We start from the raw sequence: 18,637 nt of genomic DNA, 5'->3' as shown, positions 1-18,637 counted from the left end.
CTCAGTAGCCGCCGTCCTGGTCTGCGTCTTGCCCCTCGCCCTCGGCCTTGTTGCCGTCCGCGTTGAGCACGTACCACTTGGCGCCGAACTGGTCGAGCCCCTGGCCGGTCGTGTCACCAGGCTTCTCATCGCCCCGGTAGTAGTACAGCGGATGGCCGTTGTAGGTGACTTGGGTGTTCCCGTTGTCGCGGGTGGTCGTGCCGAGCAGGTCGGCTTTGACGCCCTCGCCGGCCTTGGGTTCACCGGACGTGGTCAGTGCAGGCCATGCTCGCGCGCATTGCGTCGTTGCAGGTCGACTCGGACGTCTTGTCGGCCTCGAACAAGTACAGCGTGCGGCCCTTGTCGTCGACCCGGATCCGGCCCAGTTCGCTCGAACGCAGGGACACGGTCGTCGGCCCTGTGGGCGCGCGGGTGCCTGGTGCTGTGGGGGTGGGGGTGGGGACGGGCTCGATCAGTTCGGTCCAGTGGTCCTCGTCGCGGTCGTCCACCAGGACCCCACTCGCGGAACGTCCGCCCGGCCGGGGCGAAGGCTTTGCCACGGCCCGCGGCGATGAGTTCCGCAACGCGCTCGCGGGGGAGTTTCACGACGAGGTCGCCGGTACGCGGGTCGCCGGAGGCGAAGAACGCGCCCGTCACCCGCGAACACGGGAAACCCATCATCGTGCCGGTCGCGACTCCGGGCTCGGTCAGCAAGGGCGCGCTGACAGCGGTGAAGAAGTCGGAAGGGTTCTCAGGCATCGGACATCTCCAGTGGCTCGGGTTCAGCCGCGCCCGGCTGGTTCTGCGGGCTGTCTGGTTCTGCGGGCTCGGCGGGGTCCATGGGCTCGGCGGGTTCTGCGGGCTCGGCGGGATCCATGGGCTCGGCGTCTTCCACAGGCGCGGGTTCTATACGGAGGAGATAGCCGGTGGCGGCCAGCCAGCGGAGCCAGGACGTCTCCGCTCCGTCCACCGTCACCTCGCCGCGTGCGCGGCCGTCGTCCCAGCCGAGGTCGCCCGCGGTCCAACGGTCCAGGAACGCCGCGCTGGTACGGACGCTCAGCTCGGCGTCCGGCGCCGCACTGAACACCCGCGGGGTGGACCCGAATCAGATGTCCCTTCCCGGTTGGTTGTGGGTAGCCTCATCCGCACATAAGAGCGACGGGACGGGGAAGTTGTGTCTGCCGAGGTGACGGGCTGGCTGCGAGAGAACGCTCTGCCACTGGCCAGCCTCGCTGCGGGCTCGCCCAGGGATGACCTTCAGCCGCTGATGGAGACGCTGGGGGACGTGCGCGTTGTGGGATTGAGGGAGGCCACGCACGGTACGCGTGAGTTCTTCCAACTCAAGCACCGACTACTGGAGTTCCTGGTCACGGAGATGGGCTGTTCCGTACTGGCCATGGAGGCGAGCGCGTCGGCGGGGCTAGCCGTCGACGCTTACGTACGTCACGGCATCGGGGACGGGGGCAGGGCACTCACCGGGCTTGGGTTCTGGACCTGGCGGACCGGCGAGGTACTTGCGATGATCGAGTGGATGCGTGAGTACAACCGGGAGCGGGCCGAGGACGAGCAAGTCCGCTTCGTGGGAATCGATCCGCAGCGGTGCGGCGACTCGATTGCCGTGCTCGACGCCTTCTTGCGTGAGCGCGCGCCGGAACGGGTGGCGGGACTTCACGCCAAGCTCGGCGTACTCGGAGGGGCCCATCCGGGGCAGTACCCCGACCCGCAGCGGCGTCCGGTGCATGCTGCCGAGCAGCTGGTCGACTGTTCTATCCAATGACGCTCCTGAAGCAGCCGAGGCAATCCGACATGCGCGGATCCTGGCCCAAGCGGCCGACTTGGTGACGCGCAACCGGATGCATGAGGACCCGGAGCAGACCGTGTACGCCGTGCGCGACCGGTATATGGCTGACAGGGTACGGGAGTTGCTTGACGACCCGTCCGCGAAGGTCGCCCTATGGGCGCACAACGGCCATATCGCCAAGAGCCGGTACGGCAGCGGACCGCCGCCCCTGGGACAGCACTTGCATAAACGGCTCGGAGACGCCTACTACGCCCTGGGTCTGCTGTTCGGCCAGGGAGCCTTCCGGGCCGGCCGGATATGGCCCGGCCCTCGCCTCCGACGCCCGAAGGAGAACAGCATCGGTATGGCCGGTCCCGCCACGGCAGGGGCTCAGCTCGCCGCCGCTACCGCTGGGAACCATCTCGTCGATCTCCGCTCCGGAGCCGATGCGTCGGCAACCGTGCGGCAGTGGCTCCACAGCACCTCAACCATGCGTAGCTTCGGTGCCCAGGTACCACACTGGACCTACCACCTGCACCGAAGCCCCACCGTGCTGGCGCAGGAGTACGACGGGTTTGCCTACATCGCCACCTCAACGTGCTCGCGGCCACTCCCACCCACCGAAGCATGATCGCGAAGGCACACCGCTCAGAAGCCGCCTTCAAAATCCGCGCCCTGATCACCAGCGGAGACACCGACTGCTACAAGCAACTTCAGCCGCCCGCCAGCACCCTTGCCTCGTACTCCACCAGCAGGAATACGAGCTCACCGCCTGATCCCGATCTTCACTTCAGAGGATCCGCACCCAACAAGAATTCAGGAGCGGTCGAACGGTCTGGCATGATCGCGCGGTGAGTGATGCGAGGCTGCCGGCCGCGGAGGCTGTTGAGTCCCATGTCTGGGCGTTCTTCGAGGGGCATTCCGTGGAGGTCGTCGACTACGACCTCGGGCCAGAACGGCGAGACGTGGTGCCCGACCTGCGAGTTCTCGTCGTGGCGCCCGGTCCCCGCAGCGACAGCTGGGCCTACGTGACCGTTGGGTGCTGGGCCTCGATGGAGAAGGACGGCCACGGGCTTGAGTTCGTCATGACCGCCCACGTCCGCGACGAGCGATTCATCGAACTCATGGCGATGATCGCCTACTACCACTGCGGAGGCCACCAGCTCGACCTGGAACACAGCATGCCAATCGGTGAACCCTGGGTCCCGGGTTCTACCTGCGACCACCTGCTCATCAGCCTGCCCTACCTCCACGGACCGGACCTAGAACACTGCCCACTGCCCAAAGGACACGCCCGCATCCTGTGGACCCTGCCCGTGACGGCCGCCGAGATTGAGTTCCGCAGGAGCCACGGACACGAGGCATTGGAGCAACTCTTCGACGAAGCAGAGATCATCCCCACTGATCCGTTCAGAAGCCCTGTCGTCTGAATCCGCACCCGCATCACCCTGGCGGTCCCGGAACAGACCGCCCTCCGGGGTCATCTCAAGACGCCTGATCTTCGCCAATCATCCACAATCTGGAGCCAGTTGAACATGCCGGGGCCGCTGAACGGCTCTGGCATAGAGTGCGCCACGAACTGGGGTACCGGCGCCCCCGCCGCCGGGCTGCCCAGCAACTACGTCGGCGTGCGCTGGACGGTCACCCGGGGCTTCGGTTCCGGCGGCCGTTAGAACTTTCTCGACGACCCAGACGAAGACCGTCATCACCGTCCGGGACGCACACCCTCCGCTTCGACTTCCTCAACTGCCACCGTCGATCATGACGAAGCCTGACGAGTCGCCCCTGTCGCCCCGCCCACCGGGAAGGCCCGGGCACCTCGGCGATGGGTGCCGCGGCCTTCCGTCACTCACTGTGATCACTCTTGCCCCGAATGATCACTCTGGCGTCGCGGCGCGCGCCCGAACGGGTGATCAGCGCAGGCTCGAAGGGAGCGACGCAGTCGCAGATGCCTCACCATGCAGGGCGCCCGTGTCAGCGTGGGTACGCACTCCGGGCCGACCTTGGTCGGCCACACCTGGCTCGCCTCGCTCACCATCCCTGGCGCATGCAGCCGAGTCCGTGTCAGTAAAGCAGCGCGGCGGCAGCACGGCATCATCGACGGCCCTCTCCCACGTGCGCGTGCATGCGGGCCGGGTGAGGCTGGGATCATGTCCCAGCTGCGCGTGATCGTATGCCCGCCCTCAGACACTGGCGGCCGTCAGGTCCGCGTCGACGGCGAGACCCTCGGCACCGCGTACGGCCTGCACGACGTGAGCGTGTTCCTGGACCGCGCCGGCCTGACGGGCATGGACGAAGTCGACGTGATGGAATCGCCCCTGATCGAGTGGCACGGCGGAGGCCCCGAAGTGTGGTCGACGACGACATGAGAGGGCCCTGGGTGCCGGACGGCGGTTGGGCACCCAGGGCCAGCCTTCACGTTCGAGCAGGGGCAGACCCGTCACGGGGGGAACCAGCCTGCCCCTGCACGATGGCGCCCGCGAACCTCCCCCAAGAGGGCGGGCGCCTCGACCCCAGTGGTGGGTCACTCTCTTCAGCGCCCCGCGATCATGCAGTGTCACGGGTGACGGAGGACGGTTGCAAGGTCAACGCCTAAGTGGAGGTGGGCACTTGCTACCATCACGAATCGGCCACGAACCGTGCACATGCCCCGGGTGTACCTGCGTAGGCTCCCCACACTGACGAACCACCAGCACCGTCCTTGGGGGGACCATGCACGCCAGAGCCGCGCTCACCACCATCGCGATTCTCGCGGCCGCACTCACCGCCTGTAGCGAGCCCTCGCAAGGCAAGGCCGAACGCGCCACCAGCAGCACGCTGGCCTCCGAGACGCCCGACTGCGGCCCCGACTCACAGTTGTCGCAAGCCGATTGGATCGACCAGTGCGGCCCAGCCGCCGGCATGGAGACCGAGCCGCCGGACACCAAGCAGGCGGACACCGAACTCGCCGTGGGCGACACCTTCGCCTACACCGACGGCATCAAGGTCAAGGTCGACAGGATCAGCACCATCACCCGCTTCGGCGACTTCGACGACAAGCCCGACGCTGACGAGACGCCGTTCCGCGTCACCTTCACCATCACCAACGGCACGGCCAAGCCGTACGACCTCGAAGAGAACTTCGGTTACGACGCCCAAGGCGCCACCACCGGCGGCCAGACCGAATCCCTGTACGTCGAGGCCGGCTCCAAGCAGATGGCCGGCCGCCTCGCCCCTGGGCGCAGCGGCACCTTCACCTCCGAGTACTCCATCGCCAAGAGCGACGGCAAGGACATCGTGTTCACCATGACCCGCACGGACGAGGCCTGGCTGGAGGACGGCAGCTTCCTCGGCGACGACCCCCACTGGACAGGCGCGATCAAGTAGCGGCGCTGCCGGGCACTGTGGCCACACCCCATGGCAGAGACGGGCGGCCTCTCGTGACAACGGCCATGGTCGCCAGTTCATCCCCGCGCACCTGCCGATCGTCTGCGAGGCCCGGGACGCGGCCCTTGAGCGGCTGCTGCTCGGCGGTCACCAGGTGCGGCGTTGCTGGGTGATCTCGACGACGCCGGAGCGGAAGCGGCGCGAGTACTACCGGCAGAGGTACGGGGCCCGGGTGGTGGTCCCGTGGTGGCCGGAGGAGACGTGCCTGCTGCGGACCGCTTACGGCATCTTCCGGGCCGGAGCCCGATTTGTCGGCCGCACGGTGGGTCTGCTGGCGCCCGCACAGCGGGTCAGGGAGGAATTACCAGCCTCTTGGCGCCGTGCTGCTGCAGGACCTTGATCAGCGCGACCGTCTTGCGCGGGCCCCTCGCGCCGCCGGTGAGCAGGTCTGGGTGGTCCAACAGAGCCCACAGCAGCTGGCGTTGGCGGTTCCTGGCCGGCTCGATGCCACGCGCGACCTCGGCGATCACGCCCAAGGACACCTCCGGGCAGTCCCGTTGAACCAGCCCGCACAACTCGCCGAGCGGGTCCGTGCCACCCTCGGGCGGGTGCGACCGGCAGCGGGGACGCCCTTCCCGGTCGCGGAAGGCGATGTCGTGACGTCCGCAGACGGCGCACGGGTTGGCCTGACGGCGGAGCCTGGATTGGCACCGCCCGCAGATGCGGGCCGTGCCGTCCGGTCAGACACGCATGGTCGGCCGGCCATCGTCGTGATCTTGTCGACTCATGCGGAGCGAGGCGGCGTTCCGAGTCGAGGGTGGGAACCTCCCCGGGGGCTGCGGTGTATAGGAGGTGAGCGGGGCCGAGGGGCGGCCCGCCGCAGCCATAGGGGAAGCCCATGCGCCTGAACAGCAGGTCAGTTCTGGTCACCGTCACGGCCGTCGTGTGCCTGACGGCGTGCGACACCGACCGCGACACAGATGCGGCCGGGACGGCTGCGGAGCGTTCGTCGTCCCATTCGGCTGCCGTGACCTCGCTTCCTCCGCCGGGCATTCCTTCGGCGCCTGAACTGCCGGGCCATGCCGTGTTCGTAGCGTTTGCCGACGAGCACAACGGATTCGCCGTCATGGGGGAATGCACGGGCCAGGAGACCGAGACGGGCACTGACGACGACCACGTCTGCCGACAGCATGTGGCGGTCCTGGAGGATGGAAAGTGGCGGTTGGGCGAGTCTCCGCTGCCCGATCTCAGCGGTGGTGACGGCTTCACCGCCGACATCTTCGCGCTGGGCCCGGGCCGGGCGTTGATCACCGTGGGGACCGGCAGGAACCCGGACCGCACCTGGTTCACCGACGACGGCGCCAGGACCTGGAAGAGCGGCACAACGCGGGTTTCCGGCACCGTGCGCGCCGTACCGGGGTCGGCCCAGCTCACCTGGGACTGCCTGAAGGCGGAGGAGCAGGGCGGGTGCGGCCGCAGCCGACTCGTCGTGACCATGCCGGACAGCGGTCGGCGCAAGGCGCTGGCTGCGCAGCCTCCGCTGGCCGGGGTGGTGCTCCCCGCGGGCTCGTCGAACAGCGGTGCGCTGTGGGCGTCGGGCCTGGACGCCAGGACCGGCACGTCGGCGCTCGCCGTCTCGCACGACCAGGGACACACCTGGACGGCCGGTAAGCTGCCCGGCCCGAAGGCGCCGACTCCAGGCTGGGGACTCCAGGTCGTCGAGGGACAGGACGCCCTCTACGCGGCCGAGCCCGGACAGCTACCGGAGAAGGAAGAGATCAAGAACGGCCTGCGGGCGCTCTACCGGAGCACGGACGGCGGCCGCAGCTGGGCACGCGTGTGGACGTACCGCCCCGGACACGAGCCCTTGTCCATCCTCGGGCACCCCGTGGCCGCCACGGACGGGAGCCTGACGATACATGGCGAGACCGGCGCCTACCGCAGCACGGACGGCGGCAGCAGCTTCCACAGGACAGCCGACGCCGGGCCGGCCGGAGCACCGACTCGGACCCCGATCGGCTATCTCGGCACCGGCAGCCTCGGCCAGGGCTCGTACGAGGCCTCCGCCGACGGCGTCCACTGGCACACCTTCACCCTGGGAGGCTGAGAAGCGGCCGCCACAGCTGGATGCGGCAGCGGCAATGGCGGCCCGCCGAACCGGCGAACGCCGAGGCTGCCCCGGCGAACAGACTTGCATTCACTCCGCGTGCCGGTCCGCACTTACGCTGCAGGGCCGGTTCTACAGGCCCGCACGGGCATCACGGCGGATCGACCTGGGACTTGGGCGGCATCGGGGCCGCCAACTCCCCACGAGATCTCGCCTACACCAAAGCCCAGGCCGAGCATGCTGATGCCAGCTAAAAATGTGTCGGCCGAGGCAGAAGGGACAGCTGCGATGCCGTCCCCATGATGGACAAGGCAGGTGGGGTTGAGGGCGACCGGAACACAGTGGGTCCACCTGCCGGAGAAGTACAATGAGTCAAGTCGACCATGCAGGACCGATACCTGAAGGCATGAACGGCGACGGGCACCGGCACAGCCAGGGCGGTCGGCTCCTTCTCGCGGGCGGTCCGCAAGGCCGCATCCGCCTGGCCATCGATAGCGCCGAGCGTCCTGACGGTGCCGACGTGGAGTACCCGCACGGCGCTGCACTGGACTTCTCTGAACTATGTAGGCGGATGCCCGCAGCGGCTTAGATCGTCCCCTCCTCGGCCTGCTCGCCAAGGACCCCGAGCACCGGCCCACCGCCCAGCAAGCCGCCGAATGGTTCGCCGACGGCGCCTGGCTCGGGCGCCCCGAACCGCTCCCCGACGCGACGCCGACTGCCCGGCCGGCGACGATGTCCCCAGGCCCCACCACGACCACGGGCGCCGGTCGAGGCCGCGAAACGCTACACAACACCTGGCCAGGCGCGCATCAGGTCGGCGAGGCCAGCACCCCGGGCTTCTCGCCCTCCTCACACGCCAGCCACGCGTGGCGGCCACGGCCGGGGTCGCGGTGCTCTTCGTGGCCGCGGTGCTCCTCGGCATGCTGTGGTTCTCCCCCGACAACACCGCGGCCGAGGGCACGCAACCCGACCCGTCGCCCGGCAACAGCACGCCCGCCACCGCGTCACCCCTGGCCTCAAGTACGTCCCCCACCACATCCCCGAGCCCGACAGCGGAGCCGAGCGACAGCCAGGAACAGCGTGACGATGAGAAGGCGGAGCTGGAGAAGCGATACGAGGCGCGGCAGGACGAGGAGGGCGACGAGGACGACTGACGGCCCGCGACCATCGGACGGAGGGGCACCAGGCACGCGCTGCACACGTCATCAACTCGGCCCAGGCGAGGGCGAGAAGCCGGGTCGGCCTGGGGGAGGAAGCGTCCGGTGGTGACCCACCGGTCGGCGAGCTCGGCGTAGATAGGTGGACCGGCTCACTCTCAACGCACTGGACAGCAGCAGAGAACCGCACGACGGCGCCCGTCTGCATAGATCTGCGCCCTTGGTGCGCTGGCGCTCGCGAGGTCCGGTGAACTGGGCCCCGGGTATGTGGCCGTGCCGTCGAGCGCCCCGTAGCAATAGGACACTGACCGCCCACCTACGGAAGCAAGGCGCCAACAAGAGCATAAAGATCACCAAGTGCCATCTGGTACACGCTGCACCGCAATAGGGGGTGCGCCCTCCGATCCGTGCGGCTCTCCGTAGCGAGTTGGTCCGCCACCACACGGAAGCTGCCGGGGGCGGTGCGCAGCGGGAGCCCCTGGCAGCGACACCAGCTCGGGCCCACATCACTGGGCCCCACGTGTCGCCTCCTTCCGGCTCGCTGCAACAGATGGCCGTGGTGGTTGAAACACCCTTTGGCCTGCCGGGGACAGGGCCCGGCATCACGCAGGAGGTTTGTTCATGGCACTGGCACAGTGGACGAACGCGACCGAGTGGCTGGCCGCGGCCGCACAGGACCCACAGGCCTGCAAGAACGACTGGCAACACGGCACTTCCGGAACCCATCTCCTGGCCGCCGGACGCTTCTGGGACGTACTGATCGTCCCCGCCTGCCTTGGCCTGCGCGTCGCCGACCTCCTCGACCGCATTCCCCGCCTCGAGCCCGGCCCTGCCCTCCTCGACGAGAGGCGGCAACACGTCGGCTTCTTCCTGCCGCCTGACCCCGCGTCCACCTGGGTCGGCCAGGGCACGCGCCATGTCACGAGGGACGGATGGATCGCCACCCCCGCCCCGCACTGCCGCTGGGGAGACCTGCGCTGGCTCTGCCCTCCCGACGGAAGCGGCACACTCAATCCGCCTGAGGTCATGGAACGCGTCCTGATCCGTGCCATAGACGATGTGATCCGCTCCCACGGCACCGGGCACCACAGGCACGAACTCCCTCACCGAACCATCCACACGCCACAAACCGCCGTCATCGCTCCGGGCGCACTCCCGCCCCCACAATCAAACTGAGCGAGGTGAGCGTCTGCAGCCTGGCGCCGCGGTCTCACGCTCGCTCATTGCACGACCATTGATCACGCGGCACGGCTCGTTGGCGTTCCCGGGGTTGACCACACCTGCCGGTCGACGGCTACCGTGCCACCGTGTCAGCCGATCACGCCGTCACCATCCGCCCCGGAACCGCGACTGACATCGAGGAGGCGCTGACGATCGTGCGCGCTGCCGAAGCCCGGCGGCGCGGTCGTTTACGTCTCGAGGAAGAAAGCCGTGGTCGGCTCCGCCAGAGACTCGCCGGTCCCGACACGTTCTTCTTCGTCGCACAGAGCACCGAGAACAATCCGATCGGCCTTGCGGTCGGTATGAGTGGCCGCCAGGACGGCGGCATGGGCCCCACCATCCCCGGGCTGTGCCACATCAGCACCGTCGCCGTCCGCCCCGAGCACTGGGGCATGGGGGTCGGTAGGCGACTGCTCCAGGCACTGCTCCCCCACGGCCGTGGCCTCGGCTACAACCGGTTCCAACTGTTCACACACGCCGACAACACCCGCGCCCAACGCCTCTACGAAGGCATCGGCTTCACACCCACCGGCCAGACCGCCGTATCCGACAATGGCGAGAGCATCGTCCACTACCTGTGGGTTCCTGGCCAACTCCCCTGAAGCGCCAGAACGTTCGGACTCACTCCTCTATTCGATCACGGTCGTGGGTCTGGCTCTCGGAGTACCGACGCCTGCACCGCCGCTATGAGCGGAAGACCGAACGCTTCCCCGCGTTCATCAGCCTTTCCGCGGCCCTCAATCAACAAACCGCGCCTCAGCGATCAAACGAGTCACGCGGGCAGCCCAGGCTCTGGTGTCATGGGACAGTGCCCCAGGGCAAGGAGAAAGAGCCGTGGCCTCAGCGGATGCACCCCTGATGGTGAGGCCGCCTTCCAAGAAGGCTTCCACGTGCACCTCCTTGTCTCGCCCCGCTCCTCAGGAGACGACTTCCATATTCATGCGAACGACGAGTGTGAGAGCGGGGCGAGCGGGAAGAGAATGCCGCCGCCGTCCGCGGCGTTTCGGCTGGTGGCAGGGGTTTGCGGAGAATGTAGTTGAGGCCGACCTCGGTCCACACGACTCACCGGCCCCCCATCCGTTCCTTCGCACAGGGCCTGTGCCTTGACCTCGACGCCGTCACCGCCGGCCTCACATTGTGTTCATGGTTTTTCGCCTAATGGGGTGAAAGGGCGGGCGACCGGCGCTCTCACTGAGCGCCGACGCGGGCCAGGGCCCAGTCGTTGTAGTCCTTCTCGGAGGTCTCGCGCCGCATCCGGGCGGAGGTCTCGACGTCCTCGCCGACCAGGTACCGAAGCTGCGTGCTGTCGTCGCCGGCCGCAGTGACGACGACTTCGGCCACCGTCTGAGCGGTCGCGAGCCGGTAGGGCCACTCCTGCTCGAATGCGCCCATCACCTGCTGCACGAGCGTTTCGTAGCCGGCGGCGACGGGGATGGCCTGAGCACTCTCGGCGGTGTGGGCCAGAAAGTTGGTTCCCCGCACCAACCCGGGCTCGACGAGCTTGACCGAGACCCCGCGCGCAGCTGCCTCGTACCGCAGGGATTCGGTGAAGCCTTCGACGGCGAACTTGGTGGCGCTGTAAACCGACAGCAGCGGCTCAGGGACGATCGCGGCTCCGGAACTGATCGCGATCAGGCACCCGCTGCCCTGGGCCGCGAGGATCGGCAGGGCGGCCTGCGTCACCTGCATCATCCCGAATACGTTGGTCTCGAACAGCGCCCGGATGGTGGCCATCGGGGTGGACTCGAAGACGGAGAACAGCCCGGCGCCGGCGTTGTTGACGACGCAGTCGAGCCGGCCGAAGCGGATCAGGGCGTCCCGGAGGGCGGCCTGGATCGAGTCCGGGTCGGTGATGTCCAGCGCGCAGGTCAGCAGGTGCTCGGTGTCCGGGCCGAGTTGGCCCTCCGGCGCCGGGCGGCGGGCCGTCGCGACGACGTTCCACCCCCGGTCCAGGAAGAGTGCGGCCGTGGCCTTGCCGAACCCCGACGAGCTGCCGGTGATCAGGACGGTCTTGCGGGTCTGTGTGCTCATGCATTGAGTCTCGACGTCACCCGTCCGGACTGTCTATCATCAATACTCCTATACTAGTTAGCGAGCGTCCGATTGACCGATCCCCTGGCCGATGTGATCGGCCTGCTGCACCCGCGCGTTGTCCTCTGGAAACAGATCGAGGGCTCCGGGCGGTGGGGACTGCGATTCGAGGCCAATCCCGACGTCAACTTCGGTGTAGTCACCACCGGCCACTGCTGGCTGGAGTGCGAGGGAAGCCCGGTCCGCCTCGCGAAGGGAGACTTCCTGCTGCTGTCGGGCCCGCCTGCCTTCACCTTCAGCAGTGACATCGGCGAGGACACCGGCGGGGACGTCGTCGACGGGGAACAGACACTGGCCGGCACCCAGGACAACCACCTGAGACTGGGCAGCGAAGGAGGGCCAGCAGTGCAGTTGCTCGCCGGGCACTTCGCGATCGAGCCGGAAAACGCCGATCTCCTGCTGGACCTGCTGCCAACCGTGGTCCACCTGCGGGCGAGCACCGACGGCGCCGGGCGGATCGCGAGGCTGCTCGAGCTGATCGGCGACGAGGCCGGCGCGGACCGGCCCGGTGCGTCGCTGGTGCTGACCCGGCTCGTCGAAGTGATGCTGGTGGAGGCGCTGCGCAGCGCTCCGGCGACGCTGGAACAACCCCCGGCCAGCCTTTTGGCAGGCCTGGGCGACCCCCCGGTGGCGGCTGCCCTGCACGCGATCCACGCGAACGTCGCACGGCCCTGGACAGTGGCCAGCCTGGCGGCCGAGGCACGGATCTCACGATCGGTCCTGGCCGAGCGGTTCGTCCGGCGCGTGGGCCTGACGCCGATCGAGTACCTGCTGTCCTGGCGGATGGCCATCGCCAAACGTGCTCTGCGACAAGGGGATCAGCCGATCGCCGAGATCGCCCGGAAGGTTGGTTACGGCTCGACCAGTGCCTTCAGCACCGCGTTTTCCCGCGTTACAGGATCGGCTCCCGGCCGGTACGCCCGCCAGAGGGCTGCATGAGACCTGATCCCGATTCTTCGTTTCATGCGGGGCAAGCGGGCATGTCGTGGCGACATCGGTCGACTACGGCCGAGGCTGGGGCTCGGGTGCGTTCCACGATGGTGAGTACCTCGGGACCGCCGAGGGTGTGCTGGGTGATGACTCGCATGACTCTCCTGGCTTTGAAGGGGGAGAGAACCCAGGCTAGGTTTCCGATAGGAACCGGCAGGTACGAGCTCACCCCGCTCGGAGCGACGCTGATCGATCCAATCCACATCCTGACCGAGTGGGCGAGGGCGAACGGCGACGCAGTGCTCGATGCGCTCGACGCCGGTCCCGAGCCGGTCACCCATAGCGACTGAGGCCCCGCTAGGGCAGCGACCTGCTGACGGATCGTAGGCGGGGGCCGGTCATGGGCGCAGCCGAACCCGGCATCCCGCCGGAGCCGGACCTGCCCGATGATCTACGCCATGGCCATCGGGCCGCCGACCCGCACGAGTACCCAACCCGCCATTCACACCAGACCCGTGACCTGAGACTTCACGATGCACACCGTTCAATGAACGCGGCGTCGACACGATTGAGGTGTGTGGCCAGTTCGCTCCGGAGGGCACGGCGGTTGCCGAAGTCCGCAGCGGCGTTGCTGGCGACAGTCCGCAACGGGGGTCCCGGGCGGGAGATCTGCTGGCTGAGCTTGATGGCTTCGGTGTATCTGGTGGTTGGGCGGGTGACGATTGCGCTGGCTGTCAGCAGGCTGAGTAGCGGGTATATCGGCTTCGAGCAGCGTGGTATGGCGATGCCCTCTCCTGTGACACGCGTCCACAGCACGAAGAGGGCGAGCACCACCAAGAGGTTGAACGCTCCCAGTTGGGTGAGCCAAGGCGCGTACACGCTTGTGCAGTCGGAGGTGGGTTGCGGCTCGAGTACTCCGCCTGGCGTGCACGCCGCGCGGTTACCGGCGATGAGTACCACGAAGAGGACGTTCACAGGGATGGCGATCTTGAGCGCCGCTCGTCGAAAGTAGCCCTGCTCGTACGTCAGGGCGGAGCGGATCGTGTCCACCGCCAGTGCGAGCTCCAGTTCGGCCGCCGCGGCTTGCGCCTCAGTCAAGCGTCTCACGACGTATTGGTGATGCAGCCGCAGCCTTGGGTGCGCCCACGACGGTTGGCCAGCAGAACTCACGTGTCCCCCCCGATATTTCAACAGAGGGATAAGCCTATGAGCCTTCACCGACGGCGCGCCCAGAACAGGCGATGACTGCAGTCCCACCCATGTGCCGCTACACGATCCGCCGTACGACGAGGATGATGCCGTGGGTTGAGATCTTCGCGACCTCGACGACGCGGCCCGGCTTTGGGGCGCTTACGAGGAGTCCGTCGCCGATCGCCATCGACACGTGTTCCGGCCAGGACGCGGAGCCTTCGGTGAAGATGAGGTCGCCGGGGTGGAGGGACGTGGCGTTCGCGGACACGCACGGCGACGTCCCCGATGGACACATGATCGTGGTGTCCAGATCCTGCCTCGCCCGCACCTCACGCTGTTCCATCAGCCCCAGCACCGACGGCATCGCGACCTCCTCGATCAACAACAAGCCGCCCGCTGCCTGCCCCTACCCCGTCGCGATCACGCCCCGCACACGAAGAAGCCCTTGCACATGGAACAGAGACTCCCTTTGCCGCAACGCGCTCATACACGGGCCATCCGTGTATGAGCGCGTTCAGCGAACCTGTCGGTGATCCACCGGATCAGGTCACTTCCCGTAGTACGCGTTGTAGATCGAGATCGTCGACTTGTTGCCCTTCTTGTCGGCGATCTTGGCGTGGAATGAGATCCCCTTGCCCTTGGCCGGGTTCGTGACCGCGATCTTGCCGTTCTTGACGGTGACCTTCTTCCAGGTCTGGCCGTAGTCGTACGACACGTACACCGACAGGGACTTCAGGTTCGAGCCCGCTGCCGAGCCCTGGACGGTCACCGGGACGGAGACCTTCTTGTTGGCCGGGGCCCTGCTGTCCAGGCCGACGGCCGCGTCGAAGCGGATCGAGGACGCGGGCAGCTTGGCCAGGTCGGCCTTCTTGGAGCGGAAGGTCCAGCTGGCGTCGACGCGGGTGGAGGCCGCGGCGACCTTGACGCTGCGCTTGACGGAGGTGGTCAGCTTGTACGCGGCGTCGCCGGCCGGGACTTTGAAGATGCCCGCCCCTTCCAGTGGGTCGCTGTTCGAGCCGACCTTGGTGCCGTTGCGGTAGAGGGTCGTGGTGGCCGACGAGTAGAGCGACCCGCCGACGTGGGTCTTGCCGTCGGTGAACAGCGGCAGAGAGCCGTAGATGCCGTTGCCCTCGCGGTAGATACCGAGGCTTGAGCCGACGCGCGGGCCGAAGACAGCCGTGTTGAAGGTCTTCTCGTAGCTCTTGCCCGCCTTGAAGGTCTGCGGAGTGCCGAGCTTGTATTGGGCCTCGACGATCGGGAAGCCGTCTTCGTCGAGCCCGCCGTGCTGCTCGAAGTCGAGCTTCCACTTCGCCCCGCCCGCGGTGGACAGGTGCAGCGTACGCGTGCCGGGCAGCGTCTGCTGGATCCCGGTCGGAAAGTAGCCTGGACTGCCGGGCAGCCTCCCCTCGACGAAGATCGCGCCCTTCTTGCCGCTCGACGAGGCGCCCAGACCGGTCTTCACCGTGGCCAGCTCACTCGCCTTGTAGTGCTTGGTGTAACCGGTGGCGAGCTGCTTGACCTTGCCGCCGACGATGATGTCGTACTCCTCGGCGGGCTTGGCCCAGAGACCGGCCCATTGCTGGTACAGGGTGCCGTCGGTGACCTGCGGGCCGGCGTGCGCGGTACGGAAGTTGGCGTACGAGTCCAGCGACCAGCCGAACCCCTCGTAGCCGTACGCCGTGCCGACGGTGTAGGTCGGCCAGACGGCCCCCGACTTCGCCGCCGCGTCGGGCACGGTGATGTCCACCGGCTTGGCGGTCCGCGCGTCCACCGTGATCGTGGCCTTCTTGGTGACGCTCAGCTTCGGCTGCGCCACCCAGTCGATACCCTTGGCGGCGTCCTCCGGGTCGCCCAGGATCCCCGTGTTGAAGATGTAACCGCCCTTGGGAACACGGACCTTGACGGTGCCGGACTCGTCGTAGGGCGAGTAGTACTTGTCCTGGGCGAGCCCGGAGACACCGACCAGGTTGGCGCTGTAGTACTTCGCCGGGTTGCCGTCACGGCCGAGGAACTTCAGCGTGACGTCGTACGCCTCCGCCTCGCGCTGCACCGCCGCCGCCGTGCGTACGCTCTGGCCGCCGCCCGTCGCGGTCACATATGCCGAGTAGGTTCCGTCGACCGTGCCGCCCAGCTTGGTGTTGACCGTGAGGTCGGCGGAGGCCGAGCCGCCCGCCGGGACGGTCAGCGTCTTGGTGCCGAGCGTGAAGAAGCCGGCCGGTGCGGCCTGCCCCTTCGGATCGGTGCCCGCCACCGCGAGGGTCAGCTTGACGTCGGTCGTCCCGAGGTTCTTGTACGTGACCTTGTCGGTGACCGGTGTGTCGTCGGTGTGCGGCCACTGCTGCGTACCGAAGCTCACCGACACCGGGTCGGCGATCACGGTCTGCTTGATGGCCTTGTCGACCTGGATGCGGCCCGAACCCTGCTGGAACGGCGTGTACTTGCCGCCCTTGGTGGAACCGGTCAGCGCGCCCTTGAGCTGGGTGTACGTCCACTCCGGGTGCTGCTGCTTCAGGATCGCCGCGGCGCCCGCGACATGCGGGGTGGCCATCGACGTACCCGAGATGCTCACGTAGCCGGCCGGGTTCTCGCCGACCTCCTGGGCTATGACGCTGCCCGGGGCCGAGGCGGCCGTGGTGTCCACGCCGGGTGCGGTCACGTCGGGCTTGATCTGCCCGTCGAGGCCGGGGCCCGTGCTGGAGAACTCGGCCAGCTTGTCCAAGTCGTCGACGGCGCCCACGGTGAGCGCGGCCTCCGCGCTGCCCGGGGAGCCGATCGTCTGCTCACCCCCGTCGTTCCCCGCGGCGATCGCGAAGAGGATGCCCTTCTCCTTGGACAACTTGTTGACCTGGACCTCAAGCGGATCGATCTCGGGAGTGTCCCCGCGGCCGAGGCTGAGGTTCACGACGTCGGCGCCCTGCTCGGCCGCCCAGTCCATACCGGCGATGATGCCGGAGTCGTCGCCGTAGCCGTCGTCGTCGAGCACCTTGCCGTTGAGCAGCTTGGCGCCCGGCGCGACGCCCTTGTACTTGCCCGCCGACTTGGCGCCCGTACCGGCCGCGATGGACGCGACGTGCGTACCGTGGCCCAAGCGGTCGGTGGCGTCGGGGGACCTGGAGAAGTTCTTCTCCCCGACCACCTGCTCCTTGAGGTCCGGGTGGGTCGCGTCGACACCGGTGTCGAGGACGGCGATCTTGACGCCCTTGCCGTCGTACCCGGCCGCCCACGCCTTGGGGGCGCCGATCTGCGGAACGGACTTGTCGAGGCTGGCCTTTCGGACCCCGTCGAGCCACACATGGGCGACACCGGAGGCGGTCCTCGCGCCGCCGGACCCCGCGTCGGTGACCGCGGCCCACAGGTCGGGCGCGTCACCCCTGGGTGTCAGCACGGCGTCCGCGTTCAGCGACTTGAGAGTCCTGCGGACCTCGGTGTCACCTGCGTCACGGACGTCCGCCTTCGCCGCCGCGGCCGCACCGCGGTAGCCGACGATCAGCTTGAGTCCCTGCTTCTGCGCCTTGCGGTTGGCCGACTTGTTGAGCTCGGTGACGTCGAAGAGCCGCTGGTCGAGCTTGCCGGTGGCGATCAGCCGCGCGGCGTCGGCCGGCACGACGAGGGTGTGTCCTTCGGCCTTGCGGATCTGGACGGGTATCCCCTCACGGCCCTTGGCCCGCTCCAGGCCGATGACACGGCCCTTGGCGTCGACGACGACGCGGTCGCCGGTGATCAGGGTGATGCGGTGCTTGGGCGCGGTCTGCACGGCCGAGGCGCCGGCCGGGTCATTGGCTGCACGCTCGGCCTCCGCCGACGCCGGGCCGGTCATGCCCGCCGCCAGGGCCACGGCTGCCGCCGTGGCGATCGTGGCCGCGCACGCTCTTTTCACTTGTCTGCGCAAGTCTCCCCCTGGAGGCTATCTGAGAACTTGTTGTCTTCCGGGTGTAATCGCCGGGTTTCTGCTGGTCAGGCGTAAATTTGCCGCCGCCCGCTTCGCCATTGACGCGGTGTTCCTCATGTCGGCTCGTAAGGACAAGGGTTCGCTTTCGCCCGCCCGCTCGGACTTCCCCTTCGCTTGTGGCGTGATGATGGCCCTTCGTGCCCTTGAGCTTGACCACCTCGGCTCAGCACCCCCGCGTCACCGGTGACGCACCCGAGGCTGGGGACCGGCCATCGGTCACAGGCCGGAGCAGTCGACCCCTCTCTTTGCAACTACCACTGCATGACAGCGACTTCACGTCGCGCTGAAAGCGCGAGGCGAGAGCGATGGTCAGCGACAAGGGTGCGGTGACGACAATGGCTTTGGCTGGGCTCGGTGATCGTCGACGGGCGGGTGCGGAAGGGGAAACCGTCCTGGCCGCGGCGGGGGCACGTTCATCAACGGACACGTGTGGCAGGGCCTTTCAGCAGTGGCGGAAACGTGCCGCCAGCGTGCCGGAACCTCGTTGACCGGATGCTGATCCAACCTGACCGGCCGATCAGGAAAGCGGGCCTGCGCTGTGCGAGGCTGCACCGCATGCGCATCCTGGTGGTCGAAGACGAGGTGGACCTTGCCCACACCCTGCACACCGGTCTGACCGCCGAGGGCTACAGCGTCGACCTCGCCCATGACGGCCGGCAGGGACTGTGGATGGCCCGGACCGGCGAATACGCCCTGGTCGTCCTGGACTTGATGCTTCCCGGACTCAACGGCTACAAGGTCTGCGCCCAGTTGCGCCGGGAGGGCAACGCCACCCCCATCCTGGTACTCACCGCCAAGGACGGGGACTGGGATCAGGCAGAGGCCCTGGACACGGGGGCCGATGACTACCTGGCCAAACCCTTCTC

The 18,637-nt window shown here is 67.9% G+C and carries 21 protein-coding genes and 1 pseudogene; 14 read left to right on the top strand and 8 right to left on the bottom strand.

All coding sequences use genetic code 11. The features are described 5' to 3' along the window. Window position 1: 1 nt before the first annotated feature. The 3 genes from AB0I98_RS36925 to AB0I98_RS36915 all read right to left on the bottom strand — a co-directional run bounded on the left by AB0I98_RS36925 (window position 2) and on the right by AB0I98_RS36915 (window position 1,066). On the bottom strand, window positions 2-148 hold the full coding sequence (locus tag AB0I98_RS36925; RefSeq protein WP_362949578.1) for a hypothetical protein: 147 nt from the start codon (window positions 146-148) through the stop codon (window positions 2-4). A gap of 91 nt (window positions 149-239) precedes the next feature. Then, entirely contained in the window at window positions 240-488 is a 249-nt protein-coding gene (locus AB0I98_RS36920) for a hypothetical protein (RefSeq protein WP_362949503.1), read from the bottom strand. A 242-nt stretch (window positions 489-730) separates the two neighbouring features. Then, window positions 731-1,066 carry a hypothetical protein gene (locus tag AB0I98_RS36915; protein ID WP_362949501.1) on the bottom strand — a complete coding sequence of 112 codons (336 nt, stop codon included), beginning with the start codon at window positions 1,064-1,066 and terminating at the stop codon, window positions 731-733. 198 nt (window positions 1,067-1,264) lie between these two features. Between AB0I98_RS36915 and AB0I98_RS36910 the strand changes: the two genes are divergently transcribed. The 7 genes from AB0I98_RS36910 to AB0I98_RS36880 all read left to right on the top strand — a co-directional run bounded on the left by AB0I98_RS36910 (window position 1,265) and on the right by AB0I98_RS36880 (window position 5,125). Then, window positions 1,265-1,756, top strand: a complete 492-nt coding sequence (locus AB0I98_RS36910) for an erythromycin esterase family protein (protein ID WP_362949499.1) — start codon at window positions 1,265-1,267, stop codon at window positions 1,754-1,756. Next, on the top strand, window positions 1,719-2,390 hold the full coding sequence (locus tag AB0I98_RS36905) for an erythromycin esterase family protein (RefSeq protein ID WP_362949498.1): 672 nt from the start codon (window positions 1,719-1,721) through the stop codon (window positions 2,388-2,390). The genes AB0I98_RS36910 and AB0I98_RS36905 overlap by 38 nt, the downstream gene beginning before the upstream one ends. Further along, a complete protein-coding gene (locus AB0I98_RS36900) occupies window positions 2,387-2,614 on the top strand; it encodes a hypothetical protein (protein WP_362949496.1) in 228 nt (75 codons plus the stop codon). The genes AB0I98_RS36905 and AB0I98_RS36900 overlap by 4 nt, the downstream gene beginning before the upstream one ends. Window positions 2,615-2,682: 68 nt before the next feature. Then, window positions 2,683-3,189 (top strand): suppressor of fused domain protein, encoded by a 507-nt coding sequence (locus AB0I98_RS36895; protein ID WP_362949495.1) that lies wholly within the window; start codon window positions 2,683-2,685, stop codon window positions 3,187-3,189. Window positions 3,190-3,294: 105 nt separating this feature from the next. After that, a complete protein-coding gene (locus tag AB0I98_RS36890; RefSeq protein ID WP_362949494.1) occupies window positions 3,295-3,432 on the top strand; it encodes a hypothetical protein in 138 nt (45 codons plus the stop codon). Window positions 3,433-3,909: 477 nt separating this feature from the next. Next, window positions 3,910-4,128, top strand: a complete 219-nt coding sequence (locus AB0I98_RS36885; RefSeq protein ID WP_362949492.1) for a hypothetical protein — start codon at window positions 3,910-3,912, stop codon at window positions 4,126-4,128. A 343-nt stretch (window positions 4,129-4,471) separates the two neighbouring features. After that, window positions 4,472-5,125, top strand: coding sequence for a hypothetical protein (locus AB0I98_RS36880; RefSeq protein WP_362949491.1), 654 nt, complete (start codon window positions 4,472-4,474; stop codon window positions 5,123-5,125). Between the two features lie 350 nt (window positions 5,126-5,475). Here the strand turns inward: AB0I98_RS36880 and AB0I98_RS36875 are convergent, their stop codons facing one another. Continuing rightward, window positions 5,476-5,655: a hypothetical protein gene (locus tag AB0I98_RS36875; RefSeq protein WP_362949489.1), complete on the bottom strand. Its 180-nt coding sequence runs from the start codon at window positions 5,653-5,655 to the stop codon at window positions 5,476-5,478. A 596-nt stretch (window positions 5,656-6,251) separates the two neighbouring features. On the opposite strand from AB0I98_RS36875, the gene AB0I98_RS36870 reads away from it, so the two are divergent. The 4 genes from AB0I98_RS36870 to AB0I98_RS36855 all read left to right on the top strand — a co-directional run bounded on the left by AB0I98_RS36870 (window position 6,252) and on the right by AB0I98_RS36855 (window position 10,212). Next, window positions 6,252-7,232, top strand: a complete 981-nt coding sequence (locus AB0I98_RS36870; protein WP_362949487.1) for an exo-alpha-sialidase — start codon at window positions 6,252-6,254, stop codon at window positions 7,230-7,232. An 866-nt stretch (window positions 7,233-8,098) separates the two neighbouring features. After that, entirely contained in the window at window positions 8,099-8,386 is a 288-nt protein-coding gene (locus tag AB0I98_RS36865; protein ID WP_362949485.1) for a hypothetical protein, read from the top strand. Between the two features lie 624 nt (window positions 8,387-9,010). Continuing rightward, window positions 9,011-9,565, top strand: a complete 555-nt coding sequence (locus tag AB0I98_RS36860) for a hypothetical protein (RefSeq protein ID WP_362949484.1) — start codon at window positions 9,011-9,013, stop codon at window positions 9,563-9,565. Between the two features lie 131 nt (window positions 9,566-9,696). Continuing rightward, entirely contained in the window at window positions 9,697-10,212 is a 516-nt protein-coding gene (locus tag AB0I98_RS36855; RefSeq protein ID WP_362949482.1) for an N-acetyltransferase, read from the top strand. Between the two features lie 586 nt (window positions 10,213-10,798). Here AB0I98_RS36855 and AB0I98_RS36850 read toward each other — a convergent pair. Next, window positions 10,799-11,641 carry an SDR family oxidoreductase gene (locus AB0I98_RS36850; protein ID WP_362949480.1) on the bottom strand — a complete coding sequence of 281 codons (843 nt, stop codon included), beginning with the start codon at window positions 11,639-11,641 and terminating at the stop codon, window positions 10,799-10,801. A 72-nt stretch (window positions 11,642-11,713) separates the two neighbouring features. Between AB0I98_RS36850 and AB0I98_RS36845 the strand changes: the two genes are divergently transcribed. Both AB0I98_RS36845 and AB0I98_RS36840 read left to right on the top strand, forming a co-directional pair. Continuing rightward, window positions 11,714-12,640 carry an AraC family transcriptional regulator gene (locus tag AB0I98_RS36845; RefSeq protein ID WP_362949478.1) on the top strand — a complete coding sequence of 309 codons (927 nt, stop codon included), beginning with the start codon at window positions 11,714-11,716 and terminating at the stop codon, window positions 12,638-12,640. Window positions 12,641-12,849: 209 nt separating this feature from the next. Continuing rightward, a pseudogene (locus tag AB0I98_RS36840) lies at window positions 12,850-12,981 on the top strand (transcriptional regulator); the annotation flags it as partial. 178 nt (window positions 12,982-13,159) lie between these two features. On the opposite strand, the gene AB0I98_RS36835 reads toward AB0I98_RS36840, so the two are convergent. From AB0I98_RS36835 to AB0I98_RS36825, 3 genes are all read right to left on the bottom strand, one after another. Continuing rightward, complete coding sequence (locus tag AB0I98_RS36835; RefSeq protein ID WP_362949476.1) at window positions 13,160-13,738, bottom strand: hypothetical protein; 579 nt, start codon at window positions 13,736-13,738, stop codon at window positions 13,160-13,162. Window positions 13,739-13,898: 160 nt separating this feature from the next. Continuing rightward, entirely contained in the window at window positions 13,899-14,186 is a 288-nt protein-coding gene (locus AB0I98_RS36830) for a hypothetical protein (protein ID WP_362949474.1), read from the bottom strand. 183 nt (window positions 14,187-14,369) lie between these two features. After that, window positions 14,370-17,699, bottom strand: a complete 3,330-nt coding sequence (locus tag AB0I98_RS36825; RefSeq protein WP_362949473.1) for a S8 family serine peptidase — start codon at window positions 17,697-17,699, stop codon at window positions 14,370-14,372. A 627-nt stretch (window positions 17,700-18,326) separates the two neighbouring features. Between AB0I98_RS36825 and AB0I98_RS36820 the strand changes: the two genes are divergently transcribed. Continuing rightward, window positions 18,327-18,637: response regulator (locus AB0I98_RS36820; RefSeq protein WP_362949471.1), on the top strand; the 311-nt coding region annotated here is incomplete at its 3' end.

Source organism: Streptomyces sp. NPDC050211 (genome assembly GCF_040656035.1).
Classification (GTDB): domain Bacteria; phylum Actinomycetota; class Actinomycetes; order Streptomycetales; family Streptomycetaceae; genus Streptomyces.
Note: the sequence above shows the minus strand (reverse complement) of the source record. Positions and strands in the feature narration are given on the sequence as shown.